Here is a 21,100-nt window from a genome sequence, read left to right as displayed (position 1 = left end):
CTTCGTCATGACGCGTATGAAATATCTGGTGGCTGCAGCCACACTGAGCCTGGCACTTGTTGGTTGTTCCGGCTCAAATGACGCGGTACCGGACAACCCGCCTTCTGAAATCTATGCTACAGCGCAACAAAAGCTGCAGGACGGTAACTTTAAAGCGGCGATTAAGCAACTGGAAGCGCTGGATAATCGTTATCCCTTCGGTCCCTATTCGCAGCAGGTTCAGTTGGATTTGATCTACGCGTACTATAAAAATGCCGATCTGCCCATGGCACAAGCTGCCATCAGCCGCTTCATGCGTTTGAATCCAACGCATCCTAATATCGATTACGTCATCTATATGAAAGGGCTGACGGATATGGCGCTGGACGATTCGGCATTACAGGGCTTTTTCGGTATCGACCGTTCCGATCGCGATCCTACCCATGCTCGTGATGCATTTCGCGACTTTGCACAGCTGCTGCGCAGTTATCCAAACAGCCAGTACGCGGCTGATGCATACAAGCGTCAGGTCTACCTGAAAGATCGTCTGGCAAAATATGAGCTTTCGGTGGCGCAATTCTATACCAAGCGTGAGGCTTATGTCGCGGTTGTTAACCGTGTTGAGGGCATGATGCGCGATTATCCGGATACGCAGGCTACGCATGACGCGCTGCCACTGATGGAAAACGCCTATCGCCAGCTGCAACTGAATGCCGAGGCGGAAAGAGTCGCAAAAATTATCGCCGCCAATAACGGCTGATACGTTTGCGCTTTTAGCCACAAAAAAAAGCAGCCTTTAGGGCTGCTTTTTTATGCTTGCAGAACAAGTAAAATGTTCACTTTCCTGCCGAGCTAACTCATCAAGAATGCCTTGATAATGCTTTGGCTTCAAGGCTTTTCAGCCACATTCTCGCCCTTTCTCACAATTTGCTGTAGTTGACAAAAAGTGACATTTTTTTGTGATCAAAATCACACATCTATAGGCATATCGCGCTATGCTGGATCCATTCAGACGGCAATCACAGAGAGGTAAGAATAATGATCGTGAATATTACCAGTAAGCAAATGGAAATCACTCCAGCCATCCGTGAACACGTCGAAGACCGTCTCGCCAAGTTAGAAAAATGGCAAACCGACCTGATTAACCCACATATCGTTCTGTCGAAAGAGTCCAAAGAATTTGTGGCGGACGCCACCATTAACACACCCAACGGGACACTGGTCGCCAGTGCCAAGCACGACGATATGTATACCGCTATCAACGACCTGATTAGTAAACTTGAGCGCCAACTCAACAAAGTTCAGCACAAATCTGAAGCGCGCCGTGCGGCCACCAGCGTCAAAGACTTTACGCCCGCCGCAGAAGAATAAGTTCTGCTCCAGCCTTACAGACGCGCCTACGGGCGCGTTTTTTGTTGACAGCTTTTCATCTGTGCGGTTACTCTCAGTTCAGCTTATTTTTCGGAACCTGTCATGAAAACACTGTCGTTTTTCTTCGCTTTCTTTTTTACCTTCCCCTGATTGGGAGGCCATTCGTCGTGTAAAAAGAAAGCGAAGACGAACAACAAAGCCTCCCAATCGGGAGGCTTTTTTATTGGATAGCTTACAGGTGAGCCTTATGACCCCGGACAATCCGCTTCTGGCACTGCGTGAAAAAATCAGCGCCGTTGACGAAAAACTACTGACGTTACTCGCCGAACGGCGTTTGCTGGCTGTGGAGGTGGCACAGGCGAAACTGGCAACGCACCGCCCTGTCCGCGACGTTGAACGTGAACGCGCGCTGATTGAGCACCTTATCGTGCTGGGCAAAAAACATCAGTTGGATGCCCACTACATCACTCGTCTTTTCCAGTTGGTCATTGAAGATTCGGTTCTGACACAGCAGGCGTTGCTGCAAAAAAACCTTAACCATCCTCATGCTCACGCGGCCCGCATCGCCTTCTTAGGCCCGAAAGGCTCCTATTCTCATCTGGCGGCGCGTCAGTATGCTGCACGCCATTTCAGTAATATGGTGGAGTGCGGTTGCCTGAAATTCCACGACATCATTAAACAGGTCGAAAACAACGCGGCAGATTACGCCGTCTTACCGATTGAGAACACCAGCTCCGGTTCTATCAACGACGTTTACGACCTGCTGCAACAGACCAATTTATCGATTGTGGGTGAGCTGACGCTGCCGATTGAACACTGCATGTTGGTCAGCAGTCAGAGCGATCTGGAACAGATTGAAACGGTCTACAGTCATCCGCAGCCTTTTCAGCAGACCAGCCACTTCATTAACCGCTTCCCACACTGGAAGATTGTCTATACCGAAAGCACCGCCGCGGCCATGGAAAAAGTTGCCGCACTGAACTCACCTAAGGTCGCGGCGATCGGTAGCGAAGCCGGTGGCGAGCTGTATCAGTTACAGGTGCTTGAGCGCAATCTGGCAAACCAACAGCAGAATCACACGCGCTTTATTGTCCTGGCCCGAAAATCCATCGAGGTATCCGATCAGATTTCGGCGAAAACCACGCTGATTATGGCAACCGGTCAGCAGGCGGGTGCGCTGGTTGACGCGCTGTTGGTATTACGTCAGCACAATCTGATTATGAGCAAGCTGGAATCCCGTCCGATTAACGGTAACCCATGGGAAGAGATGTTTTATCTGGATGTGCAGGGCAATCTGCAGTCTGAAAAAATGCAGCAGGCACTGGAAGAGCTGCGTGCGATGACGCGTTCATTGAAAGTGCTTGGTTGTTATCCCAGTGAAAATGTCATTCCTGTCGAACCCGAGAAGTAGCCAGTAAAAAGGCATCCAGATGGATGCCTTTTTACATTACGGACGGCTGTCGTTAGCCGAGCGAAGCAAGCTTCTGCTCTCAACCAAAAAGCGTTTGGCGTGATCGCCAAACCAGTCTTCGACCCGATTAAAGCTGGCGATAAAGGCGTGTTTATCACCTTGCTCCAGCAGCGCAATGGCTTCACCAAACCGCTGATAATAGCGTTTGATAAGGTTCAGGTTATTTTCAGACGACATGATGATATCCGCATACAGCTGCGGATCCTGCGCGAACAAGCGCCCCACCATTGCCAGCTCAAGCCGGTAAATGGGCGAGGATAATGCCAGCAGCTGATCAAGATTGACGTTCTCTTCAGCCAGGTGAAGGCCATAAGCAAAAGTGGCAAAATGGCGCAGCGCCTGGATAAACGCCATGTTCTGATCGTGCTCTTCCGCCCCAATACGATGCAGGCGAGCTCCCCAGACCTGTATTTGCTCCAGCAGCCACTGATAGGCTTCGGGCTGCCGCCCATCGCACCAGACCACAACCTGTTTGGCAAGGCTGCCGCTGTCAGGTCCGAACATGGGATGCAAACCCACTACCGGTCCGCGATGCGCCGCCAGCATCGCCTGTAAAGGCCGATTCTTGACGGAAGCAAGATCCACAAGGATGCAGTCATCCGGCAGTGGAGGAAGCTGTTCAATGACCTGTTCAGTCAGATGAATGGGCACGCTGATAATCACCATACCAGCATCGCTTAACAGCGCATCGGCCCGATCCCAGTCGTCTTTATCCAGCGTTTTCACCTGGTAACCCGACAGCGTCAGCATTTTAGTAAACAGCCGCCCCATCTGGCCATTACCGCCGACGATAACCACCGGACGAAGATCGGGACGCAGCGTTTTAAAGCCTTTATCGTTTTCGCTGGTATAGGATTCTCGCATCACACGGCGCAATATGTCTTCGATCAAATCGGCAGGCACACCCAGTGCTTCCGCCTCTTTGCGACGGGACGCCAGCATGGAAGCCTCCCGTTCCGGGACATAGATAGGTAAACCATGACGACTTTTTACTTCGCCCACTTCCGCTACCAGTTCCAGACGTTTTGCCAGTAGATCCAGTAACGCTTTATCTACCGTATCAATTTGTTCGCGTAATGCGTTTAGTTCAGCCACCATTGCCCACTACACCTCGTGTGAAAGACGCGCCGACAGCACCTCGTGTAGCTCATCATGCATTTCACGCAGTAATACCTCCGTGACGCTCCAGTTGACGCAGGCATCGGTAACAGAAACGCCGTACTTCATATCACTGCGCGGCTGCTCCGAAGACTGGTTGCCTTCGTTAATGTGGCTTTCCAGCATCAGGCCAATAATCGAACGGTTGCCTTTCTTGATCTGGTCAACGGCCGACTGAGCAACACCAGGCTGACGGCGGTAATCTTTGTCAGAATTACCGTGGCTGCAATCTATCATTAAGGCTGGACGGAGTCCCGCTTTAAGCATGGCAGTTTCACATTGTGCTACGTCTTCCGGGCTGTAATTTGGCGCTTTGCCGCCGCGTAAAATCACATGCCCATCGGGATTGCCCTGGGTTTGCAGCAAGCAAACCTGGCCGGACTGATTGATGCCCACAAAGCGGTGAGGCATGGCTGCAGCGCGCATAGCGTTGATCGCCGTCCCCAAACTTCCGTCCGTGCCGTTTTTAAAGCCCACCGGCATCGACAGACCCGACGCCATTTCACGGTGGGTTTGCGATTCCGTGGTACGTGCACCGATCGCCGACCAGCTAAACAGATCGCCTAAATATTGCGGGCTGTTTGGGTCCAGCGCTTCAGTAGCTAAAGGTAAGCCCATATCGACCAGGTTAACCAGTAATTCACGGGCAATATGTAAACCCGCTTCCATATCGAATGAGTTATCCATGTAAGGATCGTTGATTAACCCTTTCCAGCCAACGGTGGTGCGGGGTTTCTCAAAGTAGACGCGCATAACAAGATACAGGCGATCTTTTACCTGTTCAGAGAGACTTTGCAGACGACGGGCATAATCCAGAGCAGCTTCCGTATCGTGAATTGAGCAGGGGCCACAGACCACTAACAGGCGCGGATCACGGCCTGCAATGATATCGGCAATCGTCTGGCGCGAAGCGGTGATTTGCGCCTGCTGCGCGTTGCTCAAGGGGAATTTGTTTTTCAGCTCTTCTGGAGTAATCAACACTTGCTCATTGGCGATATGAACATTGTTTAACGCGTCTTTTTGCATCGTCCTGTCCTTTACTCTCATTTATACGGTCATGGGGTCCTCATGGAGGAGGTGCTTAACTGTATCATAAGTGGTACATCTGGCAATCCTTTGTGTACACTTTATTTACCACATTAAAAATACACCGCCAATAACCTTAATTAAATAATAAATAACAGAAACTTAATTAATGTCACAAAAAGCCCCAGCTATTTTTTAGTGTAAATTAAAATGTACACTCAATTTATTCCCCGGTGCAAAATTGCTTGTTAACATAAAGGGGGAAACGTACAAGGATGAGAGCATGACCCCGATGATTTCGACACTTCGCCTGCGCCCTTTCGATTTACATGATATTGAGGCTTTCACGGAAGCCGTTAACGACTCTCTGGACACATTGTTGCCCTGGATGAGTTGGGCACATCAGGATTATCAGCCGCATGAAGCCGAAAGCTGGATTCGCTTTACACACTTACAACGCGCACTTAAAGAAGCGGAAGAGTTTGCCATCGTGGATGCCGAGAACCGCCTGCTAGGTGGTGCAGGCTTTCGCTTTGCTAAAAAACCGGGAGAGTTTTGCGCTTTGGGGTACTGGGTTCGACGTGACGCGCAATGTCAGGGCGTTGCCACGCAGGCGGTAAAGTTGTTGCTGGATTTTGGCTTCGCGCGTCCGGAGGTGCAAACCATTGAACTGCTGGCAGTTGAAAACAACTATGCCAGCAGACGCGTCGCGGAAAAAAGTGGAGGCCGCTTTATTGATTACCGCTATGGCGTGATTATCTTAGACAGCGGCCCGGTTAACGCGGCAATCTATCACTTTCAACGGCCATGATCCTGGATATCAACGTGCCGTCCCTGCTGCCAACTGGCCGCATTTACAGGCTATAAGCCTCAGCGTAGGCAATAAACCAGCTATTAACGTCCATAGTTTTTCCTACGTTGCGCAGTGTGATGCTGCCGTATTCGATGCGTGCCAGTTCGAATGCGCGCATCTCTCTGTGGAAATGGCAATAGCCCTTAATAAACATGCCATCACAGGATTCAACGTCCACACGTCGGTAAGCGACCCTGCCCTCAAAATCAAAATAACTGAAGCCGATCTCTTTCAGATCTAACCAGGGCATATCAACCTCGACAACCGGAACGTGCTCCGCAACAGCTGTAGCTTTTCTGTTCTTGCGCGCCAGCTCCTTTCTGTGCTCGCGTCCTGCCCAGACAATAATCACGTTAGCCGCCACAAAGATAAGGGCCGGACCATACAATCCCAGTGCAAGAAAAAGGGGAAACAACACCAATCCCATGCTTACCCAGACTGCCGTCAGGCAGCGGCAAAGCCACTTATGCTTGTTGCCTTCCAGTGCATATCGGGCTGAATAAAATGAGGCTAGCGAAAGCATTAAACCGGAAACTAAAAAAACAACGTCCTTCAAAACCTGTCCTTATGGCAGTGAGAATGAATCAGGTAACGATCATATCAGTTCAGCCTCAGCCCTACGCTATGCGACTGATATGCCAGTTAATGTCGTGTGTCGCAGCAAAACGATGGCGATCTCGCAGCACCGGCAGCCGGCCGGGATCTTGACACACATCCACGGTAACAGCGTGACGTTTCCACTCTGCTCCATGTTATTTTCAACAAGAAAGAACGTATTATCCTGGCCTGTCTCTTTTAGCCTGAAGACGACGGCAAAAAAATCGTTATAGGCACTGGCATAAAAAAAGGGGCTGGCACATTGCCAACCCCTTGTTTGCTATTAACTTTTAGATGTCGCGTTAGCGATACCTTAGTTAAGACGCTCTTTGATACGAGCAGACTTACCAGTACGCTCACGCAGGTAGTACAGTTTGGCTTTACGCACAGCGCCACGACGTTTAACAGCGATGCTGTCAATTACCGGAGAGTGAGTCTGGAAGACACGCTCAACGCCTTCGCCGTTAGAAATTTTGCGAACAGTGAATGCAGAGTGCAGACCGCGGTTACGGATAGCGATAACCACGCCCTCGAATGCCTGCAGACGTTTTTTAGAACCTTCAACGACCCATACTTTCACTTCCACGGTATCACCCGGACGGAAGGAAGGTACGTCCTGTTTCATCTGCTCTTGTTCAATTTGCTTAATAATGTTGCTCATAATTAAATCTCTTATCCTGGGTAAACTGATAGTCAGGGAAGATCACTCTCCCGCATCATCGTTTTGTCGCTGGTGTTCCTGTTGGAACGCCTTAAGCAACCTTGCTTGCTCTTCAGTCAGAGCCAGGTTTTCCAGAAGTTCAGGTCTTCTCAGCCAGGTACGGCCTAGCGACTGTTTCAGACGCCACTGGCGAATATCGGCATGGTTGCCCGACAGTAAAACTGGCGGAACCTCCATCCCGTCTAACACTTCAGGTCGGGTATAGTGCGGACAATCCAGCAATCCCTCCGAGAACGAATCCTCATCGGCTGACGCCTGCTTGCCGAGGACTCCCGGGATAAACCGGGCGACTGCGTCAATCATCGTCATCGCTGGCAGTTCCCCGCCGCTGAGAACGTAATCACCAATTGACCATTCTTCATCAATTTCGGTCTGGATTACGCGCTCATCAATCCCTTCATAGCGACCACAGACAAGGATGAGCTTGTCACGTGACGCCAGTTCGCAAACGCCCTGTTGGTCCAGTTTGCGTCCCTGAGGTGAAAGATATATCACCCTGGCACCCTCTCCCGCCGCTGCTTTCGCTGCGGAGATGGCATCCCGTAAAGGTTGTACCATCATCAGCATTCCCGGTCCGCCACCATAAGGACGTTCGTCCACAGTACGGTGCCGGTCGTGCGTGAAGTCACGAGGACTCCAGCTTTGAACGCTGAGCAGGCCATTTTTTACTGCCCGGCCAGTTACCCCGTAATCGGTAATAGCGCGAAACATCTCTGGAAACAGGCTAATTACACCAATCCACATCGTCTTCGCCGTTACGTTACCGTTTGATTCGGAGATCAAAAACCAGGATCCCAATCTACTTCAATAAGGCCAGTAGAGAGATCGACTTTCTTGATAACCTGTTCATCAAGAAACGGAATTAACCGCTCCTGTACACCAAACGCATCTTTCAGGTTTGCCTTGACGACGAGAACGTCGTTCGAACCGGTTTCCATCATATCGATGACTTTACCCAGCTCGTAGCCTTCAACGTTGACTACCTTGCAACCCATCAGGTCTTTCCAATAATAATCACCGTTTTCCAGCGCAGGCAGTTGCGTCGAGTCGACCTGGATTTCGCAATTGGTCAACTGTGCCGCCGCATCCCGATCGTCAATGCCTTTGACTTTGATGATCAGGTCCTGATTGTGGTGCTTCCAACCATCCAGTTCTACCTGCTGCCATTTACCGGCGCGCTGGATAAACCAGGGTTGGTAGTCAAAGATGCTTTCAGCGTCTTCAGTGGAGGAAAACACTTTGAGCCAGCCGCGAATGCCGTATGCCGCACCCATTTTACCCAGAACAATCGGGTTAACAGGTGCCTGTGCGGCAAGTTGTCTGCTCATGCTCACCACCGTGACAGATTAAGCTGCTTTCTTTGCTTCTTTGATCAGCGCGTTAACGCGATCAGAAAGCGTTGCGCCCTGGCCAACCCAGTGCTCGATACGATCCAGATCCAGACGCAGACCTTCTGCCTGACCAGATGCGATCGGGTTGAAGAAACCTACGCGCTCGATGAAGCGACCGTTGCGTGCATTGCGGCTGTCAGTGACGACGACCTGATAGAACGGACGCTTTTTAGCGCCGTGACGTGCCAAACGAATTGTTACCATAACATCCTCTTCAGTTAATAAAACACCCGGCCCCCATCGAGGAACGGGGTCCGGGTGCTGTATAAAAAGCCCGAAAATTTTACTCATTTTGGCGCAAAAAGCAACCTAAACCGAGTAATCCCAGGCTTTTTTGTGGAACCCATTAGCGTCCTGGGAAACCTGGCGGCATCATACCTTTCATGCCGCGCATCATTTTCGCCATTCCGCCCTTCTTCATTTTCTTCATCATGCGTTGCATGTCGTCGAACTGCTTCAATAAGCGGTTAACGTCCTGCACCTGCATTCCTGAACCTGTGGCAATGCGGCGTTTGCGCGAGCCTTTAATAATTTCAGGTTTCTCACGTTCTTTACGCGTCATCGAATTGATGATGGCTTCCATGCGCACCAGCACTTTGTCATCCATTTGCGATTTTACGTTGTCTGGCAGTTGCCCCATGCCTGGCAGCTTGCCCATCAGGCTCGCCATGCCGCCCATGTTACGCATCTGCTTTAACTGCTCAAGGAAGTCATTGAGATCAAAACCGTCGCCGGTTTTCAGTTTCTTCGCCAGTTTTTCTGCTTGTGCGCGGTCAACTTTGCTTTCGATATCTTCGATAAGCGATAGCACGTCGCCCATCCCGAGAATGCGCGAGGCAATGCGGTCTGGATAGAACGCTTCCAACGCATCGGTCTTCTCGCCCATCCCCATAAATTTGATCGGCTTGCCGGTGATATGGCGAATCGACAGAGCAGCACCGCCGCGAGCGTCACCATCCACCTTTGTCAGAATAACCCCAGTCAGCGGCAGCGCTTCATTAAAGGCTTTAGCGGTATTCGCCGCATCCTGACCGGTCATGGCATCCACGACAAACAGCGTTTCAACCGGATTAATCGCGGCATGAACCTGTTTGATTTCGTCCATCATCGCTTCGTCTACGTGCAGACGACCCGCGGTATCCACCAGCAATACATCATAAAACTTGAGTTTGGCTTCACGCAGCGCGTTATTAACGATATCAACGGGCTTCTGGCTCACATCCGATGGGCAGAAATCCACACCGACCTGCTGCGCCAGCGTTTCGAGCTGTTTAATCGCCGCCGGGCGATACACGTCCGCAGACACGACCAGCACTTTTTTCTTGTGCTTTTCACGCAGGAATTTACCCAGCTTACCTACACTGGTGGTTTTACCCGCACCCTGCAGACCGGCCATCAGCACAACGGCCGGCGGCTGTGCGGCAAGATCCAGCGCGTTGTTTTCAGCACCCATTGCCGTAACCAGTTCGTTACGGACGATTTTGATAAATTCCTGGCCCGGCGTCAGGCTTTTGTTGACGTCGTGGCCTACCGCGCTCTCTTTGACGCGATTAATGAAGTCACGCACCACCGGCAGCGCAACGTCAGCTTCCAGCAGCGCCATGCGAACTTCGCGCAGCGTGTCTTTAATGTTGTCTTCAGTCAGCCTTCCGCGGCCGCTGATATTGCGCAGGGTTTGCGACAAACGATCGGTTAAATTGTCAAACATTGTCTCTCACTTAAAGAAAATCGCGAGGCGCCATATCGGCAGAATGCGGCGGATTATAACACGAAGCAGTGGCGATCTCTTCAATTCCACCTCAGATCGTTTGGAGCCTGCTCCTGCTGGCGCTATACTGCCCTTTTCCTTTATCTGACTGATGCCTGAAAGGAACTATGTCCGTTTTCGCGATTGTGGCGCTGTTCGCCTACTCCCTGAGTCTTGCACTCATTATCCCCAGCCTGTTGAAGCGTCAAAGCGGCTGGCGCAGATTAGCTGTGCTGTCGGCCTGTGTGGCGTTAGTGACACATGCTGTCGCCCTGCAGCAACGTATTTTTGCTGTCGATGGCGGACAAAATCTCAGCCTGCTCAATATTGGCTCCCTTGTCAGCCTGCTGATCTGTTCGATCATGACCATTGTTGCCTCGCGAAATCGTGGCTGGCTGCTGCTGCCGATTGTCTATAGCTTTGCGTTAATCAATCTGGCCTTTGCCACCTTTGTGCCAAATGCGTTTATTACGCATCTTGAAACCACGCCTGGCATCATGATTCACATTGGCCTGTCGCTGTTTGCCTATGCGACACTGATTATTGCGGCATTGTACGCGTTGCAGCTCGCGTGGATCGATTACCAGTTAAAAAACAAAAAGCTGGCTTTCACTCAGGATATGCCGCCGCTGCTTACCATTGAACGTAAGATGTTCCACATTACGCAGGTTGGCGTTGTATTGCTGACGTTGGTGTTGTGCACCGGCCTGTTCTACATGCACGACCTGTTCAGCGCCGAAAACGTGGATAAGGCCGTGTTGTCAATTATTGCCTGGTTTGTCTACATCGTTTTGCTGTGGGGCCACTATCATGAAGGCTGGCGCGGTCGCCGCGTGGTGTGGTTTAACTGCAGCGGCGCACTGCTGCTTACGATGGCTTACTTTGGCAGTCGCGTACTTCAGCACCTGCTTGTTCACAGTTCTTAATAAAAAGGAAGTTTTGCGGTGGAACATGTTTCGACCACGACCCTGATTGTCACACTCATCATTATGGTGCTGGTTTCAGCCTACTTCTCCGGCTCTGAAACCGGCATGATGACACTCAATCGTTATAAATTGCGCCATCAGGCTAAGCATGGCCATCGCGCAGCCCGCCGCGTCGAAAAATTGTTAAAGCGTCCGGATCGTCTTATCAGTCTGGTCCTGATCGGTAATAACCTGGTCAATATCCTGGCGTCCGCCATTGGGACCATTGTGGGAATGCGTCTGTATGGCGATGCAGGCGTTGCCATCGCGACCGGTATCCTGACATTTGTCGTGCTGGTCTTTGCCGAAGTCCTGCCAAAAACGGTCGCCGCGCTTTATCCAGAAAAAGTCGCTTATCCCAGTAGTTTTCTGCTCGGTCCGCTGCAATACGTCATGCTGCCGCTGGTCTGGTTGCTGAATACCATTACCCGCCTGCTGATGCGCCTGGTGGGCATCCGGGCGGATGGTGCGATTAGTTCTGCCCTCAGCAAAGAAGAACTGCGAACCATTGTCTATGAGTCGCGTACACACATGTCGCGCCGTAATCAGGATATGTTGCTGTCCGTACTCGACCTGGAGAAGGTCAGTGTGGACGACATCATGGTGCCGCGTAATGAAATTGTCGGTATTAATATCAACGATGACTGGAAGTCGGTGATTCGTCAGTTAAGCCATTCACCGCACGGCCGCATTGTCCTGTTCCGTGATTCGCTGGATGACTGTGTCGGAATGCTGCGCGTGCGCGAAGCCTGGCGCATGATGACCGAGAAAAAAGAGTTTACGAAAGAGATGCTGCTACGTGCCGCCGACGAGATCTACTACATTCCCGAAGGCACGCCGCTCAACATCCAACTGGTGAAGTTTCAGCGTAACAAGAAAAAAACGGGTCTGGTGGTGGATGAATACGGCGACATTAAGGGCCTGATTTCGATAGAAGATATTCTGGAAGAGATCGTCGGCGATTTCACGACGTCGATGTCCCCTTCACTGGCTGAAGAAGTGATGCCGCAAAACGATGGCTCGGTGCTGATTGAAGGCAGCGCCAATATTCGTGAGATTAATAAAGTCTTTAACTGGCAACTGCCGGAGCAGGAAGCTCGCACCATTAACGGTATGTTGCTGGAAGCGCTGGAAGAGATCCCCACCGTTAACACGCGCGTCCGGGTGAATCACTATGATGTCGATATCCTGGATGTGCAGGATAATATGATTAAGCAGGTTCGCATTACCCCGCGGACACCGCTTAAGCAATCCGTCGGTTCCTGATGCAGACAAACCGCCTCTAAAGGCGGTTTTTCTTTTCGTCACAACCTGCGCCACTTCATGGCTGGCAACAGTCGCCGTCATGCATGACACCGTTGTTTTAGCTGCGCAATAAAAAACGCCGCTAACAGGCGGCGTTTTACTGTCAGAACAGCCGAAGCCAGACTAGATGTGCAGTTCTTTCAGTTTTTCGGCAGGCAGTTTCAGATCGTCGTTATGGTTCACGCCGATATCCTGCGCCAGCACGTTGCGGGCAATTTGCTGCGCTTCATCCAGTGAGTGCAGCTTATAGCTACCACACTGATATTCATTCAGCTCAGGGATCTGGTTCTGATCTTTCACCTTCAGAACGTCCTCCATCGCGCCTTTCCAGGCTTGTGCCACACGCTGCTCGTCTGGTGTGCCAATCAGGCTCATATAGAAACCTGTACGGCAACCCATAGGCGAAATATCGACAATCTCCACGCCGTTACCGTTGAGATGGTTACGCATAAAGCCTGCAAACAGGTGCTCCAGCGTGTGAATACCGCGTTCCGTCAGGATGTCGATATTCGGGCGACAAAAGCGCAGGTCGAAAACAGTAATCGTATCGCCATGGGGAGTCTTCATGGTTTTTGCAACACGAACCGCAGGCGCGGCCATGATGGTGTGATCAACAGTAAAACTATCCAGTAATGGCATACGTCACCTCTTGGTCTGAAAAATTTTTTTAGGAACGATGAAACTTTTCCGATCGCCCAGCGTCTGAATATATGAAAGACGCGCATTTGTTATCATCCATCCCTGACAACAGAGATGTTAATTTGGCCACATTGATGTGGCCTTTTTCTTTTCTACCCTTCCCGGCCAGCCAGATAGGTTTCAAAATCTAACGTATCATTCGCTTCAAGCTGCTGCTGCGCGGCGACGGATTCCTGCGCCTGACGCGCGAAGTCTTCCGGCTTCAGCACTTCCAGTGGCTCGTTGATAAGCAACTGCCGATACTGTTCTGCCAGGGCAATCCCCGTACCGGTTACGCCGTTTTCTTTCATCGCATGAAGAATACGCGCCGAATAGGTTAGCTCAGGATCGTCAAAGGATGCCACTAGTTCGTCACAGACTTGCTGATATTCTGTTGTCCCCTGATTACTGTCCAATGCTTCTGCAACGCGGCGCAAATCGGCAAACAGGGTTTTCCCCATCTCGACCAGCGAGTACTCTGCTTCACCACAGCCAACGGCGATCTTAAGGTCTGGTTTACGCCCTTCAAGCACCACACGGTTCCAGTTCTGCCGACTGCACTGTAATTCATCAGCGCTCATTTCTGGCGCGTCTGCCAGCGTACACCAAATCAGGAACAGATCGAGGAACCGCACCTGGTTTTCATCCACACCGATGGGTGAGAAGGGATTGATGTCCATTGAACGCACTTCTATGTACTCGATGCCGCCACGAAGCAGGGCATCAGAAGGCGCTTCTCCGGACCGGGTAACGCGCTTTGGTCGAATCGGGGCGTAGAGTTCGTTTTCAATCTGCAGAACGTTGGTGTTCAGCTGTAACCAGTTCCCCGCTGCATCCTGGGTGCCCATCTTCACGAAGTCTTCCGAGGGCGTTTTAATCGCTTTTTTCAGGGCGCTGACATAGCCCTCAAGTGAGTTAAACGTAATACCCAATGAGCTTTGCGACTTATTGGTATAACCCAGGTCGCTCAGGCGCAACGAGGTTGCATAGGGCAGCCACAGCGTACCTTTCTTATCCGTATCAAACGGTAGCGCGCTTTCTTTGCCCTGCAGGAAGCTGGAGCAAATCGCAGGCGATGCACCAAACAGATAAGGAATGATCCAGCCGAAGCGATAATAGTTTCGGATCAGCCGCAGGTAGCCGGCAGAAATGGTGTCTTTCCCGCTCTCGTAATCTTTTACGTCCGCCCATGCCTGCCAGAATGACAGTGGCAGCGAGAAATTATAATGAATCCCGGAGATGGTTTGCATCAGCGCACCATAGCGGTTTTTCAGCCCCTGGCGATAAAGGGTTTTCATACGACCAATATTGGATTTGCCATACTGCGCCAGCGTAATGTTATCCGCATCCTCAATCAGGCAAGGCATGCTGAAAGGCCACATGCGCTCTTCACCGAGCTCGCTGGCAACATGACGATGGACATCACGCAAAAATGCGAGCATATGGTCGATGCTGTGATCAACCGGGGTGATAAACTCCAGCAGTGTTTCAGCAAAGTCGGTGGTAATCCAGTCATGCTTAAGGGCCGAACCCAGCGACTCTGGATGAGCCGTCGTCGCAAGACGACCATCTGGCTGCACACGCAGCGTTTCACGCTCAATGCCACGACCAATGCCTTTCAGTGCATCAGGATGCGCTTCCAGCCAGGACAACGCTTTTGATACGTCGGGGATCACATTAACCTCCCGCTGTGTGAATAATTTATTTTTGTTCAGCATAGTGTTAACCCTAGCCCCGAATCTGTACGAATCAATGCCACCATTCCATGCCCTGTAATGTGGCGGTCGCAATAACGATGTAACGCAGCGTTTTACCGATAGCCAGAAACAGCACCGAAGGTAACCAGGCAAAGCGTAACCAGCCTGTGAGGACGCAGAGCAGATCGCCTATAACCGGTAGCCAACTCAACAACAGCGCTGCCGGCCCCAGCCGTTGCAACCACGTCATTGCTGTCTCATGCCATCGCCCCTGACGTTTTAACGGCAATAAGCGACCCAAAATTATGTTGGTCAAGCCACCCAGGGTATTCCCTAACGATGCGACTAAAATCAACCCGTAAACTGATGCGCTTTTCGCGATCAGTAATGTAACCAACAGCGCCTCAGAGCTACCTGGAAGGAGCGTTGCACTGAGAAAGCTGCTGCTAAATAAAGACACATAAGCCAGCGTTTCGCTCACAGCTGGCGAACATCAACCACGGCCATACCTGCGGCCTTTGCTGCCTGCACGCCAAAATCAGCGTCTTCGAATACCACACAACGTGTGGGTTCAACGCCCAGTAACGCCGCACAGCGCAAGAACGTTTCAGGCTCAGGTTTATGATGTTCGACGTCATCCGCCCCCACCACCGCCGAGAAAAGCGCCCTGACGCCCAGGTGATTAAGAAGTGCATCGGCCATGGCGCGCTGGCTACCGGTTCCGACAGCCATGGGTCGACGGCCATGATAAGCCTTAACGACGTCCATTAGCGGAAGCGGCTGGACGTTATCCAGCAGCATCGCTTTGACCGCTGCCGTTTTTTCCGCGGCGAGCGCATAAGGATCGTGACCTGACTGATTGGTTTCGACAATTAACTGCGCCAGCCGCCATGACGGCGCACCATTGAAATCCATCATGCGCGCTTCATCGAACGCCAGTTCATAACGCGCCAGCACCTGACGCCACGCTTTTCGATGTGTCGGTTCAGTATCAAGAATAGTACCGTCCATATCGAAAATCAGGGCGTCGTATTGATCGTAGATTGTCACAGAGGACCTCCAACAAATGAGCCACTACTTTAGCTGAATGTGCGTAGGTTGTCGCCAGGCGGGATGAACAGCAAATGCTTTGAAAGCATTAGCAATTTTAGTTTTCGGATAAAGGTGAGCGGGTTGGAAAGCCTGTAAGGTCGCGAATTCCCAGTGATTTTGTGAGGTAAGTTGAAGATCAGCGTTGCGCTAAGAAACGCATAAGAGATTAACGGAAGAGCGTAGAAAATTTAACACAGCGCTAAATGTTAACCTGCCTGAAAACGGCTATCGCACGGATGAATTTGAACCGGGACAGTTCAGACGGTGTAAAACGGGTCTGTGAAGAGAAAAAGGAAGACTGGCGAAGATATGTCAGTCATGCCGCTAACCGGCGCTGAGGAGCTAAAGAGATAACGATCTGTTTGTCCTGCATGATACGAACTGGGGGAAGGTTGTTTGTTATCCGGCTGGCTGTACGCACATCCGGTCAGGACAGAGAGAGAAGGAGGAGGAGAAGGAGAAGGAGAAGGGTTTCGCTTTAGAAGTGCAGAATATGGTGCATCCGGGAGGATGACTCGGCTGTTGCCTCGCCCTGCGGGCCGTTGCTGAAGCAACGTTATCCTCCCTGGTATTTGCTGTAAATACGTCAGGATATGGATAGAGGGATTTTGCTTTAGCTTTAGAAGTACAAACAGGGGAATTTCGCTTTAGCTTTAGAAGTACAAACAGGGGAATTTCGCTTTAGAAATGCAGAATATGGTGCATCCGGGAGGATGACTCGGCTGTAGCCTCGCCCTGCGGGCCGTCGCTGAAGCAACGTTATCCTCCCTGGTATTTGCTGTAAATACGTCAGGACAGGACAGAAGGATTTCGCTTTAGAAGTCTAGAATATGGTGCATCCGGGAGGATTCGAACCTCCGACCGCTCGGTTCGTAGCCGAGTACTCTATCCAGCTGAGCTACGGATGCATTGAAAATCTTTTATGGACTGACAGAAATCAACCTGGGGGTAATACGAAGAATGGTGCATCCGGGAGGATTACCAGGCTTGCGCCTTGCCCTGTGGGCCGTTGCTGAAGCAACGTTATCCTCCCTGGTTCTGACTGACAAATCGATGATGTCTTACAGACCAGGAACACACCTCCATACTCTGAAGTATGGTGCATCCGGGAGGATTCGAACCTCCGACCGCTCGGTTCGTAGCCGAGTACTCTATCCAGCTGAGCTACGGATGCATTATGAAATTCTTGTACAACGCAGGGTGCTAACGGCTCACCATGAAGGAATTGCTAGTTCACTTTACAACTCTGTTCCGACGATGTTATCTGCTGGCGCGTCGCCTGACATCAACATATCCAACAATATGGTGCATCCGGGAGGATTATTCGGCTGACGCCTCACCCTATGGGCCGTTGCTAAAGCAACGTTATCTTCCCTTGTTCTGACTGGCATATCGACGATGCCTTACAGAACACTCATACACGTCCATATCGAAAAACATGGTGCATCCGGGAGGATTCGAACCTCCGACCGCTCGGTTCGTAGCCGAGTACTCTATCCAGCTGAGCTACGGATGCATCGGAAATGGCGGTGAGGGAGGGATTCGAACCCTCGATACAGCTTTTGACCGTATACTCCCTTAGCAGGGGAGCGCCTTCAGCCTCTCGGCCACCTCACCTTACGCGTTCTTCCGAACTGTGCTTCTGAACTTTGTTTCTGCTCATCGGCACTGCGTGGCGCACATATTACTTTCCCGCACTTATAAGTCAAACAATTTTTCGGAAGGTTTTTTCCGTTTGCACAAATGACAGGCAATTGGGACAAAATGACGGCAAAAAGAGTGAATAATCAACAATGAAAGATGATGAAGTTAATAAAAATGGGAGATGAGGAGTAAAAAGAAAACGAAGAGGCAGAGAAACAAGGGTAGCGTCTCGCACAGGTGCGAGACGCTGAATCTGTCAAACGTTGGTTTGTTGCGTTTTTTCGGCCTGGATGCGCTGATAGATCTCTTCGCGATGCACAGACACTTCTTTTGGTGCGTTAACACCAATGCGGACCTGGTTACCTTTGACACCCAGTACCGTTACAGTCACCTCATCGCCAATCATGAGGGTTTCACCAACTCGACGAGTTAGAATAAGCATTCTTTGCTCCTTGAAAGATTAAAAGAGTCGGGCTTATGAAGCTTCCCGGCGTTATCCATCACTTAACGCTGCACACAGGCTATGAGAAATACACCATTGCACATCAACGCGCCAATACATTCTGCTGATAAATAGTTTAGCCGAAATACGCTACATCAACCCGACTTTGTCACTAGCAAATTTAACATCGTATTAAAAAGCGCCGGAACATCAGTTCTGGCGCTTGCTACGATGAATTATTTTATTTCATTACAGACGGCTCGAAACCCATCCTTCAACGCCTGCCAGCGCACCTTTCAGTGCAGTAGCATCACTGCCACCTGCCTGCGCCATGTCCGGTCGGCCACCGCCCTTACCTCCTACTTTAGGTGCAAGTTCGGCAATCAGCTCCCCGGCTTTTACGCGGTCGGTTAAATCTTTCGTTACGCCAGCAATCAGTGACACTTTGCCATCCGCTACCGTAGCCAACACGATAATCGCTGAGCCCAGTTGGTTTTTAAGATCATCCACCATGGTTCTCAACATTTTCGGATCGGTATTGCTCAACTCAGTCACCAGCAGCTTAACGCCTTTGACGTCAACCGCATGATTACCCAGTTGTGCACTTTCCTGCGCTGCCTGCTGATCGCGTAACTGCTGTAACTCTTTCTCCAGCGAACGCAGATGATCAACCAGACTGCGCACTTTTTCATTCAGGTTACTGCTGTTGGCTTTCACCAGGTGGGCAATGTCCTGCAGTTGGCTACTCTGAGCGTACACCTGCGCCAGCGCCGCTTCACCTGTTATCGCCTCTATACGGCGAATCCCTGCGGCAGTACCGGACTCGGCCTGAATGCGGAACAGACCGATATCACCCGTACGCGCAGCGTGCGTACCGCCACACAGCTCAACCGAGAAATCCCCCATGGTCAGAACGCGTACGCGCTGATCGTATTTTTCACCGAACAGGGCCATCGCGCCCTTGGCTTTTGCCGCTTCAAGATCCATCACATTGGTTTCAACGGGCAAATTGCGACGGATCTGGGCGTTAACAATGTCTTCAACCTGACGAATCTCCTGAGGTTTCATGGCCTCAAAGTGTGAGAAGTCAAAACGCAGGTATTTATCGTTTACCAGAGAGCCTTTCTGGGCAACATGTTCACCCAGAACCTGACGCAGTGCTGCATGCAGCAGGTGAGTGGCGGAGTGGTTCAGACGAATACGCGCACGACGCGCCTCATCAACCACAGCCTCAAGACGGTCACCAATGCGTAATTGTCCGCTGCTCAGTTTGCCAATATGACCAATAGCCTGACCATATTTTTGCGTGTCCTGTACGCTAAACAGCGCGTTGCTGCCTTTCAGCTCGCCCGTGTCGCCGACCTGGCCGCCAGATTCGCCGTAAAAAGGGGTTTCATCCAGTACAACCACTGCATCCTGACCGGCAGTCACGGCGTCAACGGCTTCACCCGCGACGAACAGTGCCTTAACGGTCGCCGACAGGTCGAGTTGGTCATAGCCTTTAAACGATGAGGCGGCGTCGATACGAATGACATTGCTGTAATCGGCGCCAAAGCCACTGGCTTCACGTGCGCGCTGACGCTGCTGTTCCATCGCCTGTTCAAAACCGGCTTCATCGATTTTGAGATTGCGCTCACGGCAGACATCGGCCGTCAAATCAGCAGGGAAACCAAAGGTATCGTACAAGCGGAAGACGGTTTCACCATCCAGCGTATCACCCTGCAGTTTCGCCAGTTCGTCGTCCAGAAGCGCCAGGCCACGCTCAAGCGTTTTAGCAAACTGCTCTTCTTCACTTTTCAGAACGTTCTCAACCTGAGCCTGTTGCCTCTGTAGCTCTTCCCCTGCTGCTCCCATCACCTCAACCAGTGGCGCAACCAGCTTGTAGAAGAACGCGTCTTTAGCCCCCAGCATATTGCCGTGACGCACCGCGCGACGAATGATACGACGCAGGACATAGCCACGGTTTTCATTCGAAGGGATCACGCCATCAGCGATCAGGAATGCACAGGAGCGAATATGGTCGGCAATCACGCGCAGCGATTTGTTGTTCAGGTCGGTTGCACCGGTAACCTGTGCGACCGCTTCAATCAACTTCTGGAACAGGTCGATCTCATAGTTCGAATTAACATGTTGCAGCACCGCCGTGATACGTTCCAGCCCCATCCCGGTATCAACCGATGGCTTAGGTAATGGCAGCATGGTGCCGTCAGCCTGACGGTTAAACTGCATGAAGACGATATTCCAGATCTCAATGTAGCGATCGCCATCCTCTTCAGGGCTGCCTGGCGGTCCGCCCCAGATATGATCGCCGTGATCGTAGAAAATTTCGCTGCAGGGACCGCAAGGGCCGGTATCGCCCATCTGCCAGAAGTTATCCGACGCGTAGGCGCTGCCCTTATTATCACCGATACGGATAATACGCTCACGAGGAACGCCAATCTCGTTGGCCCAGATATCGTAAGCTTCGTCATCGGTTTCATACACGGTGACCCACAAACGCTCTTTAGGCAGCTTAAACCACTGCTCGCCGGTCAGGAGTTCCCAGGCAAATGCGATAGCTTCCTTTTTGAAGTAGTCGCCAAAGCTGAAATTGCCCAGCATTTCAAAGAAAGTGTGATGGCGCGCTGTGTAGCCGACGTTTTCAAGGTCATTGTGTTTCCCACCAGCACGTACGCAACGTTGTGACGTCGTTGCTCGTGTGTAGTCGCGCTTGTCCTGACCGAGAAACACATCTTTAAACTGGTTCATGCCGGCGTTAGTAAACAGCAACGTCGGATCGTTGTTAGGCACCAGGGAGCTGCTTGCTACAACCTGATGTCCCTTACTATTGAAAAAGTCGAGAAACGCTTGACGGATCTCAGCAGTGCTCTTGCTCATATATATCCTGGAATCACGCTAACGAAAGGTCCTTCTTTATCAGGCGTGCCGCATCGTTACGGCAGCAAGCTTGAGGAACCAAAAGG

General features: G+C 51.2%; 21 protein-coding genes, 4 tRNA genes and 1 other annotated feature. Of the genes, 7 read left to right on the top strand and 18 right to left on the bottom strand.

All coding sequences use genetic code 11. The features are described 5' to 3' along the window. The first annotated feature begins 7 nt into the window (after positions 1-7). The 4 genes from bamD (at position 8) to pheA (ending at position 2,761) form a co-directional block, all read left to right on the top strand. Positions 8-739, top strand: coding sequence for an outer membrane protein assembly factor BamD (gene bamD / locus QNH99_RS05395; RefSeq protein WP_063880703.1), 732 nt, complete (start codon positions 8-10; stop codon positions 737-739). A gap of 278 nt (positions 740-1,017) precedes the next feature. Then, positions 1,018-1,350, top strand: a complete 333-nt coding sequence (gene raiA / locus QNH99_RS05390) for a ribosome-associated translation inhibitor RaiA (RefSeq protein WP_063880704.1) — start codon at positions 1,018-1,020, stop codon at positions 1,348-1,350. A 101-nt stretch (positions 1,351-1,451) separates the two neighbouring features. Continuing rightward, positions 1,452-1,575: a sequence feature (Phe leader region), on the top strand. Further along, positions 1,453-1,500 carry a hypothetical protein gene (locus QNH99_RS05385; RefSeq protein WP_193372328.1) on the top strand — a complete coding sequence of 16 codons (48 nt, stop codon included), beginning with the start codon at positions 1,453-1,455 and terminating at the stop codon, positions 1,498-1,500. It overlaps the preceding feature by 48 nt. Before the next feature lie 22 nt (positions 1,576-1,597). After that, complete coding sequence (pheA, locus tag QNH99_RS05380) at positions 1,598-2,761, top strand: bifunctional chorismate mutase/prephenate dehydratase (RefSeq protein WP_063880705.1); 1,164 nt, start codon at positions 1,598-1,600, stop codon at positions 2,759-2,761. Between the two features lie 36 nt (positions 2,762-2,797). Here pheA and tyrA read toward each other — a convergent pair whose 3' ends face one another. Together tyrA and QNH99_RS05370 are read right to left on the bottom strand one after the other, a co-directional pair. After that, a complete protein-coding gene (gene tyrA, locus QNH99_RS05375; RefSeq protein WP_063880706.1) occupies positions 2,798-3,919 on the bottom strand; it encodes a bifunctional chorismate mutase/prephenate dehydrogenase in 1,122 nt (373 codons plus the stop codon). 6 nt (positions 3,920-3,925) lie between these two features. Beyond that, positions 3,926-5,005 carry a 3-deoxy-7-phosphoheptulonate synthase gene (locus QNH99_RS05370; protein WP_410517374.1) on the bottom strand — a complete coding sequence of 360 codons (1,080 nt, stop codon included), beginning with the start codon at positions 5,003-5,005 and terminating at the stop codon, positions 3,926-3,928. Positions 5,006-5,288: 283 nt separating this feature from the next. Between QNH99_RS05370 and QNH99_RS05365 the strand changes: the two genes are divergently transcribed. After that, positions 5,289-5,816 (top strand): GNAT family N-acetyltransferase, encoded by a 528-nt coding sequence (locus tag QNH99_RS05365; protein WP_063880708.1) that lies wholly within the window; start codon positions 5,289-5,291, stop codon positions 5,814-5,816. Between the two features lie 43 nt (positions 5,817-5,859). Here QNH99_RS05365 and QNH99_RS05360 read toward each other — a convergent pair whose 3' ends face one another. From QNH99_RS05360 to ffh, 6 genes are all read right to left on the bottom strand, one after another. Beyond that, positions 5,860-6,414 (bottom strand): hypothetical protein, encoded by a 555-nt coding sequence (locus QNH99_RS05360; RefSeq protein WP_410516109.1) that lies wholly within the window; start codon positions 6,412-6,414, stop codon positions 5,860-5,862. 354 nt (positions 6,415-6,768) lie between these two features. Beyond that, positions 6,769-7,116 carry a 50S ribosomal protein L19 gene (rplS, locus tag QNH99_RS05355; protein ID WP_013026892.1) on the bottom strand — a complete coding sequence of 116 codons (348 nt, stop codon included), beginning with the start codon at positions 7,114-7,116 and terminating at the stop codon, positions 6,769-6,771. A 42-nt stretch (positions 7,117-7,158) separates the two neighbouring features. Next, positions 7,159-7,920, bottom strand: a complete 762-nt coding sequence (gene trmD, locus QNH99_RS05350) for a tRNA (guanosine(37)-N1)-methyltransferase TrmD (protein WP_063880710.1) — start codon at positions 7,918-7,920, stop codon at positions 7,159-7,161. A 35-nt stretch (positions 7,921-7,955) separates the two neighbouring features. Then, a complete protein-coding gene (rimM, locus tag QNH99_RS05345) occupies positions 7,956-8,504 on the bottom strand; it encodes a ribosome maturation factor RimM (protein WP_063880711.1) in 549 nt (182 codons plus the stop codon). 18 nt (positions 8,505-8,522) lie between these two features. After that, positions 8,523-8,771: a 30S ribosomal protein S16 gene (gene rpsP, locus QNH99_RS05340; protein WP_007893313.1), complete on the bottom strand. Its 249-nt coding sequence runs from the start codon at positions 8,769-8,771 to the stop codon at positions 8,523-8,525. Positions 8,772-8,913: 142 nt separating this feature from the next. Next, positions 8,914-10,275, bottom strand: coding sequence for a signal recognition particle protein (gene ffh / locus QNH99_RS05335; protein WP_063880712.1), 1,362 nt, complete (start codon positions 10,273-10,275; stop codon positions 8,914-8,916). Positions 10,276-10,442: 167 nt separating this feature from the next. Here ffh and QNH99_RS05330 point away from each other — a divergent pair, with 167 nt between their 5' ends. Then, positions 10,443-11,240 (top strand): cytochrome C assembly family protein, encoded by a 798-nt coding sequence (locus tag QNH99_RS05330; protein ID WP_063880713.1) that lies wholly within the window; start codon positions 10,443-10,445, stop codon positions 11,238-11,240. Positions 11,241-11,258: 18 nt separating this feature from the next. Then, positions 11,259-12,545: an HlyC/CorC family transporter gene (locus tag QNH99_RS05325; RefSeq protein ID WP_063880714.1), complete on the top strand. Its 1,287-nt coding sequence runs from the start codon at positions 11,259-11,261 to the stop codon at positions 12,543-12,545. A 162-nt stretch (positions 12,546-12,707) separates the two neighbouring features. Here QNH99_RS05325 and luxS read toward each other — a convergent pair whose 3' ends face one another. The 10 genes from luxS to alaS all read right to left on the bottom strand — a co-directional run bounded on the left by luxS (position 12,708) and on the right by alaS (position 21,014). Beyond that, a complete protein-coding gene (luxS, locus tag QNH99_RS05320; RefSeq protein ID WP_063880715.1) occupies positions 12,708-13,223 on the bottom strand; it encodes an S-ribosylhomocysteine lyase in 516 nt (171 codons plus the stop codon). Positions 13,224-13,375: 152 nt separating this feature from the next. Next, complete coding sequence (gene gshA / locus QNH99_RS05315; protein WP_410517373.1) at positions 13,376-14,980, bottom strand: glutamate--cysteine ligase; 1,605 nt, start codon at positions 14,978-14,980, stop codon at positions 13,376-13,378. Positions 14,981-15,011: 31 nt separating this feature from the next. Next, positions 15,012-15,440, bottom strand: coding sequence for a YqaA family protein (locus QNH99_RS05310; protein ID WP_410517372.1), 429 nt, complete (start codon positions 15,438-15,440; stop codon positions 15,012-15,014). Beyond that, positions 15,437-16,003 (bottom strand): fructose-1-phosphate/6-phosphogluconate phosphatase, encoded by a 567-nt coding sequence (yqaB, locus tag QNH99_RS05305; RefSeq protein WP_096011829.1) that lies wholly within the window; start codon positions 16,001-16,003, stop codon positions 15,437-15,439. The genes QNH99_RS05310 and yqaB overlap by 4 nt, the downstream gene beginning before the upstream one ends. Positions 16,004-16,882: 879 nt before the next feature. Next, positions 16,883-16,959: transfer RNA gene (locus QNH99_RS05300), tRNA-Arg, on the bottom strand. Positions 16,960-17,148: 189 nt separating this feature from the next. Then, positions 17,149-17,225: transfer RNA gene (locus QNH99_RS05295), tRNA-Arg, on the bottom strand. A 265-nt stretch (positions 17,226-17,490) separates the two neighbouring features. Next, a tRNA-Arg gene (locus QNH99_RS05290) sits at positions 17,491-17,567 on the bottom strand. A gap of 8 nt (positions 17,568-17,575) precedes the next feature. Continuing rightward, a tRNA-Ser gene (locus QNH99_RS05285) sits at positions 17,576-17,668 on the bottom strand. A gap of 283 nt (positions 17,669-17,951) precedes the next feature. Continuing rightward, positions 17,952-18,137: a carbon storage regulator CsrA gene (gene csrA, locus QNH99_RS05280; protein WP_006120718.1), complete on the bottom strand. Its 186-nt coding sequence runs from the start codon at positions 18,135-18,137 to the stop codon at positions 17,952-17,954. A 249-nt stretch (positions 18,138-18,386) separates the two neighbouring features. Continuing rightward, a complete protein-coding gene (gene alaS, locus QNH99_RS05275; RefSeq protein ID WP_410517371.1) occupies positions 18,387-21,014 on the bottom strand; it encodes an alanine--tRNA ligase in 2,628 nt (875 codons plus the stop codon). Between the last annotated feature and the right edge of the window lie 86 nt (positions 21,015-21,100).

This window comes from Pantoea allii (genome assembly GCF_046529425.1).
GTDB classification, from domain to species: domain Bacteria; phylum Pseudomonadota; class Gammaproteobacteria; order Enterobacterales; family Enterobacteriaceae; genus Pantoea; species Pantoea allii.
This window is presented reverse-complemented; position numbering and strand designations above follow the sequence as displayed.